This is a genomic window from Novacetimonas cocois (genome assembly GCF_003311635.1).
Classification (GTDB): domain Bacteria; phylum Pseudomonadota; class Alphaproteobacteria; order Acetobacterales; family Acetobacteraceae; genus Novacetimonas; species Novacetimonas cocois.
Genome location: NZ_QEXL01000038.1, coordinates 1 through 5,202, shown reverse-complemented (window position 1 = coordinate 5,202; position 5,202 = coordinate 1). Strand labels below are relative to the sequence as shown.

Below are 5,202 nucleotides of genomic sequence, written 5' to 3'. Positions count from 1 at the left end.
CGCTGGCCAAAGCCTTAGCGTAGGATTTCGCCCCCTCCCGCAAACGACCCCTTGAGAAACGGGCAAGGCAGGCGGTCGGTCTGGCCCGGAAGATCGGGCAGCGGATGGAGCGGGAGAGGGAAGCCGAACGCCAGAGAAAAGAGTTGGCGCGTCAGACCGAGATCAGACGCCAGCAGGAAATCCGGGCGGCCGAGGAAGCCCGGAAAGCCGCCGAGAAGGACCGCCAGAAGCAGCTCGCCAAGGAGATCGGGGAGCCGACGTTCAGGCGGTCACGGGATCGGGGGCCGAGTATCGGGTTTTGATATATCACTCGTTTGTCTTGTTAAGTGGCAATCTAGCAATCCAAGAGGCAACAGCATTCGTATCTCGGATGTCACCATCATAGTAATATACAGGTTTCCATGGGATGTTTGAGCCGCGCTGACGTCCTCGATATACTTTCATTGGTAGAGATAGAAACACCAGTCCACTTGGTAGCCTGTCGGAACGAGTGTCCATATAAAGCGTGTCTGCACTGGTCTCATAACCAACTTGGATGCCACCAAGTGCCCGCCATAGATCAACGGCGTCAAGACATGCGGAAAAACAACGTTCATCAGTTAGAAGAAAAACCGTAGGATGCAGATGGGTTTCTGGTCTGCTTTTACTCCTTTTGACATCGACCGTGTCTCGATCGGTCCAGTATGGGCGTCCCTGTTGATGTGCTTCAGTTATTCCCGCGATGGTTCGGGTGAACCACGTCTTAACCTCTGGAGACGTGTTCGGGTCTGCATTTGCTCTTTCCCAATTTCTTGACAAAGTCTCAAGATTTCCTGCTGAAGCTCGCCAATCTACTCCATCTGCAGATGGAACCGCTTCTACTGCGTCATGACCCCAGATGATGTTGGCAATTTGCCTAGGCCAGTCTGACGATCCTCCAGTGTTTCCACGAAGGTCAAGCACTAAACGTGGCGAAGCAAGAAGGCTGTTCCTATCGCTTTTTAGTGCGTCAACGGCACTCGTGAGAGCCTGTGCTTCGCTACTTCCGGGTGTTCCATCGAAACCTGACATGGACATCCAGTAAGTGCCATTCGATAGAACACGTAATTCAATGGGAGGTACGCTGTGTTGCGTTGCTATGTTTGAAAGTTTCTCTAATTCTTGTGCCGAGATATTACGCCAATTTAGCTGCAATGTTTGATGATGATTGCCAATCGCGAAGAGACAGCGGCGTGGAAGTTTGATGAATGGATTACCTTGGTCGATAAATAGCCGCCATCCTTGAGTTTGGCGTTTGCTTACTAATTGCCAAGCCGAGGTAAAAGCTCCGACGTTCCGATCAGCTAAGGTTTCGGCAGTAATTCCATCGCATGAAATAAGAACAGATCCTGATTTAATAGGAACGTTTTTAAGATGTGTTAAGACGACTTGCTTTCCTTTATTGTCAAACGACGTAAGAAAACCTGGCCATCGAGATGAAAGATTTGGTGCTTTCTGGGTTGGATAAATTCCGACATGTCCGTCATTAAAACTGGCGGCATAGCTATAGAGTGTCCAGTAATATCCAGAATAACTGTTTACCGTTCGGGCACGCTCAAGGGCTAGATGATAGGCTGTATTGTTGTGTGAGTTAAAGTTCGGATCGAGGGAATTGACTGTGCCTGGGTGATTGGATTCTATGTCGTCATGAAAATATTTGACGTCATCAGTCGTAATTTCTGACCAATTTTTTTCAGAAGAATATACGTATGTTGGAAAAAAACATATTATTGTAAGCATAGACAAATAAATTTTCTTAAATAAAAAACTCATTTATCAACCTTTTTATTCAAAAAAGTAAATTTACTAACGATGGTCGCTGGGTCTGCTAGGTCACTCACCTGACAGGATTGCCAGAACCTGCTGGGCCGGGATGGCGGGCTTCGTGCTGTTCCGGGCCTTTCTGATTGCGACTTTCTTGGCGGCCAGTTCGTCGGAAAGGCTGGTCATGATATGCCCCAATGATCAGGCTTCCGGCCAGAATCCTTCGTCCATCATCTGACTGAAGGACCACGGGCAGGAGGCAGGAAAGGTGCTTTCGGGAAAGCCGGTTTCCAAAGCAGCATCACGGCGGGCACGGCGGTAAGCTGTGTCGATGCTGGCTTCCAGAACACTTCGCAGGCTTGGATTGTCGGCTAGATGATCAGTTAACGCATCGCGAGTATTGGCAATCGACAGACGCCATGAAGCGCCCCGGCGCACAGGCTGGAACTCCCATTTGAGCAGATGGAGAAGCAGCACGGTCAGACGGCTGATGAGTTCACGTTTCTCGGATTTCCCCATGCTTTCGATTTCCTCGGCGATGTGTTCAAGGTCCGCCTCGGATAGCTTTCCGGCGCGTAGCAGTCCGGCCTGCTCGTTGGTCCATGCGTAAAAATCATGGTCGTAAAGGGTGCTGCTCATGACGCACCTCCATGAAGAAGTTCGAGTTGCATGGGTGGCCGGGTCTCCGCGGCTAGGGCCTTGCGAACGTCCAGCGAGCCATTCCATGCCACATGCGGGTTGATGAAATATACGGCTATTCCTCGGCCCTGCATTCCTTCGATCTTACGCCGTTCACGGCGGATTACGCCCATTTTTTCCAACGTTCCCATGATCCGGCTGACGTTGGCGGGTGCGCATCCGATCCGTTCGGCGAGCTGGTCACGAGTAAGCAGAACCTCCCCGGTGTCTTGCCGGAGATTGAGTATTATCAGATCAAAAGCATGACGGACCTGATTGGGTCGAGCATCTGATGGTAATTCGCGGATGGCGTCCCAGATCGCGGCGGTCTGCGTACGGCTCAACATGCTGAAACCTCCCGGCCAAAGCCCTTCGGTGGTGTCTGGTCGCGCGGCCTTCTGTAGCGCGTGTGTGGCCCTTGAGATGGCTATACGCGCCTCTCCGGGCAAATGCTTCAGGAGTTCTGCGGACAGGAGAGAGAGCTGCTCGGCCGCCTGTGCGGCTTCCTCCTGTCCCGACCGCTGTGGTTTGGTGGTGAGGCGCACAATCTGGGCCATGTCTTGCTCCCTGTGGAGAACCCGTTTTTACGTGTCAGGCTATGGCACCAATACGTGTCAGATTCCGACACGTAAAACAATCCATTTCTCCCAGTTTCTTGCGGGGTGTGGCGATCCCTAAGAAAGAGAAAAGAATCTAATCTCTCTGTTGGTCTCTCTTTTTTTGGTGGAAAACTGCCATTTCGGGGTCTGTTCCGGCGCCCTCTGGGCGGGCTACGCCGCTCCCGCTCCGCGCTCGCCCGGACCCTGTGACGCCGGCAGAATCGGGCAAGAGAAAATGGCTCAGGAAGCGATGAAGGGACTGGCCGGCTTTCCCATCCCGGTGACGATCAGGGGATATACCAGCCGCTAAGGTTCCCTTTGGCGTCCAGTTTCGGGAAGCAGACCGTCCGACCCTTCTGGCGTTCCATGGTCCAGCCATCCCCCTTGCACAGGGCCAGCATATCGAGGCTGCCAAGCTGATCGAGGCCATAGGCCCGCTGTCCGGCCGGGGTGTTGGCCCAGCTCGCGGCGGCCTCCTGATTCCGGGCTTTCTGGTATCCGTCCGCGTGCCCGGTGTCCCATCCAGCCCGCTGACCGAAGAAATACCCCCCGCCAAACGCCACCAGAACGATCAGGAAGGCCGTCAGACCCGTCCAGAGTAGAGATGAGCGTATTTCCGTCTGACTGGCCTGTAGCGCCTTCTGTGAGGCCCCTGTGGCCTGTTTAAGCGCGGCCCTCATTTCGGCCGACAGGGTGTGTTCCTGCTGGTTCCGGGCCGCCTGATCGGATCGGACGGCCCGAAGCAGACGGTTTGTCTCTGCCATTTCCCGGCCGAGCTGGTCGAACGCGGCCAGCCCGTCATCCAGCTCGCGTTCGTCGGTCATGACCGGTCAGGCTCCGGCTTCTGCCAGCCCTCGAACGCTTTGTGGTCATGGTCGCGGGTGATGCGTTTCATCAGCTCGTCAATGACCCGGCCGAAGCGTTCATCCTTCTTGGCCGCGTCGATCAGCAACCCACCCAGAATGACCTTGCGGCGGGTGTCCAGTTTGCGTTCCTCTGCGTTCTGTCTAGCGAGCAAAGCCTGATACCGGGCCTTGGCCTGCTCGACCTGCTGTTTTGCCTTTTCGATGGGTGTCATTTTTCCTCCCACCCCAAGTGGGTGCAATGGTCTGTCGTTATTTCTGTTCCCGCGTGACCCTGTTGATGATAGCCGATTTTTCGAAAGTTTCCTTGATTCGTCGTAAAGGCCAAACAACCCTTGTGACGATAGACATAAGGGCGCACTTTAGCATTGCTTCGCAATGCGTGCGTCAGGGACGTTCCTTCCCTGAACCCTTCCTTCTCCCGGTGTCCTGTGGCGATCTATCACCTGTCTGTCAAAGCCATATCCCGTTCGGCCGGTCGCAGCGTCGTGGCAGCGGCCGCCTATCGTGCCGGTCAGGAACTGACGGACGAACGGCAGGGCCTGACGCACGACTACACCCGGAAACAGGGGGTGGAGGATGCGTTCATCGTGGCTCCTGATGGTGCTGACTGGGCGCTGGACCGGAACGCCCTGTGGAACGCAGCCGAGGCGGCCGAGAAGAGGAAGGACGCCAAGACCGGCCGGGAATACGAGCTGGCGTTACCGGCCGAGCTGGATGCGGGCGCACGGAAAGAACTGGCCCGGGATTTCGCCCGTGAGCTGGTGGCGCGGTACGGGGTGGTGGCCGATGTGGCGATCCATGAACCCGGCCGGGAAGGGGATAACCGGAACCATCACGCCCATATTCTCACCACCACCCGGACGGCCGGGGAGGATGGTCTGGGGGCCAAGACGCGGGTTCTGGACGTGGCCAGTACCGCATCGGCCGAGATCGAGCACATGCGGGGGGTGTGGGCGCGCCAGGTGAACATGGCGCTGGAACGGCACCAGGTCGAACAGCGGGTGGATCACCGGAGTTTCGAGCGCCAGGGGAAGGAACAGGAGCCGACCCGTCACATGGGGGTGTCAGCGACCGCGCTAGAGCGTCAGGCGGCCCGCGAGATTCCCGGCCGGGAGCCGGTGACGGATCTCGGGAAGCAGAATGCGGAGATCCGCGAGCGGAACCGGGTTCTTGAGGCGGCCCGTAAGGCCATGGAGAAGGCGCAGGAGCTGTTCTCCGGCCTTGAGGGGGTCGTTTGCGGGAGGGGGCGAAATCCTACGCTAAGCCGAGGACGCGCT

Annotated in this window: 7 protein-coding genes; 2 read left to right on the top strand and 5 right to left on the bottom strand. The window is 56.1% G+C overall.

Annotated features, from left to right (window positions below):
• Positions 1-104 precede the first annotated feature (104 nt).
• Positions 105-302: a hypothetical protein gene (locus NJLHNGOC_RS15120; RefSeq protein ID WP_239021571.1), complete on the top strand. Its 198-nt coding sequence runs from the start codon at positions 105-107 to the stop codon at positions 300-302.
• Positions 303-306: 4 nt separating this feature from the next.
• Here NJLHNGOC_RS15120 and NJLHNGOC_RS15785 read toward each other — a convergent pair whose 3' ends face one another.
• The 5 genes from NJLHNGOC_RS15785 to NJLHNGOC_RS15100 all read right to left on the bottom strand — a co-directional run bounded on the left by NJLHNGOC_RS15785 (position 307) and on the right by NJLHNGOC_RS15100 (position 4,137).
• Positions 307-1,791 carry a S41 family peptidase gene (locus NJLHNGOC_RS15785; protein ID WP_133258765.1) on the bottom strand — a complete coding sequence of 495 codons (1,485 nt, stop codon included), beginning with the start codon at positions 1,789-1,791 and terminating at the stop codon, positions 307-309.
• A 192-nt stretch (positions 1,792-1,983) separates the two neighbouring features.
• Positions 1,984-2,421, bottom strand: a complete 438-nt coding sequence (locus NJLHNGOC_RS15115; protein WP_113597079.1) for a DUF29 domain-containing protein — start codon at positions 2,419-2,421, stop codon at positions 1,984-1,986.
• Positions 2,418-3,017 (bottom strand): helix-turn-helix domain-containing protein, encoded by a 600-nt coding sequence (locus NJLHNGOC_RS15110; RefSeq protein ID WP_113597078.1) that lies wholly within the window; start codon positions 3,015-3,017, stop codon positions 2,418-2,420. The genes NJLHNGOC_RS15115 and NJLHNGOC_RS15110 overlap by 4 nt, the downstream gene beginning before the upstream one ends.
• 329 nt (positions 3,018-3,346) lie before the next feature.
• Positions 3,347-3,883, bottom strand: coding sequence for a replication protein (locus NJLHNGOC_RS15105; RefSeq protein WP_113597077.1), 537 nt, complete (start codon positions 3,881-3,883; stop codon positions 3,347-3,349).
• A complete protein-coding gene (locus tag NJLHNGOC_RS15100) occupies positions 3,880-4,137 on the bottom strand; it encodes a mobilization protein (RefSeq protein WP_113597076.1) in 258 nt (85 codons plus the stop codon). The genes NJLHNGOC_RS15105 and NJLHNGOC_RS15100 overlap by 4 nt, the downstream gene beginning before the upstream one ends.
• 216 nt (positions 4,138-4,353) lie before the next feature.
• Here NJLHNGOC_RS15100 and mobQ point away from each other — a divergent pair.
• The coding region (mobQ, locus tag NJLHNGOC_RS15095) for a MobQ family relaxase (protein WP_113597075.1) at positions 4,354-5,202 on the top strand (849 nt) is incomplete at its 3' end.

Coding starts and splice junctions, on each gene's coding strand:
- NJLHNGOC_RS15120 (WP_239021571.1), top strand. CDS start 105: ATGGAGCGGGAGAGGGAAGCCGAACGCCAGAGAAAAGAGTTGGCGCGT.
- NJLHNGOC_RS15785 (WP_133258765.1), bottom strand. CDS start 1,791: ATGAGTTTTTTATTTAAGAAAATTTATTTGTCTATGCTTACAATAATA.
- NJLHNGOC_RS15115 (WP_113597079.1), bottom strand. CDS start 2,421: ATGAGCAGCACCCTTTACGACCATGATTTTTACGCATGGACCAACGAG.
- NJLHNGOC_RS15110 (WP_113597078.1), bottom strand. CDS start 3,017: ATGGCCCAGATTGTGCGCCTCACCACCAAACCACAGCGGTCGGGACAG.
- NJLHNGOC_RS15105 (WP_113597077.1), bottom strand. CDS start 3,883: ATGACCGACGAACGCGAGCTGGATGACGGGCTGGCCGCGTTCGACCAG.
- NJLHNGOC_RS15100 (WP_113597076.1), bottom strand. CDS start 4,137: ATGACACCCATCGAAAAGGCAAAACAGCAGGTCGAGCAGGCCAAGGCC.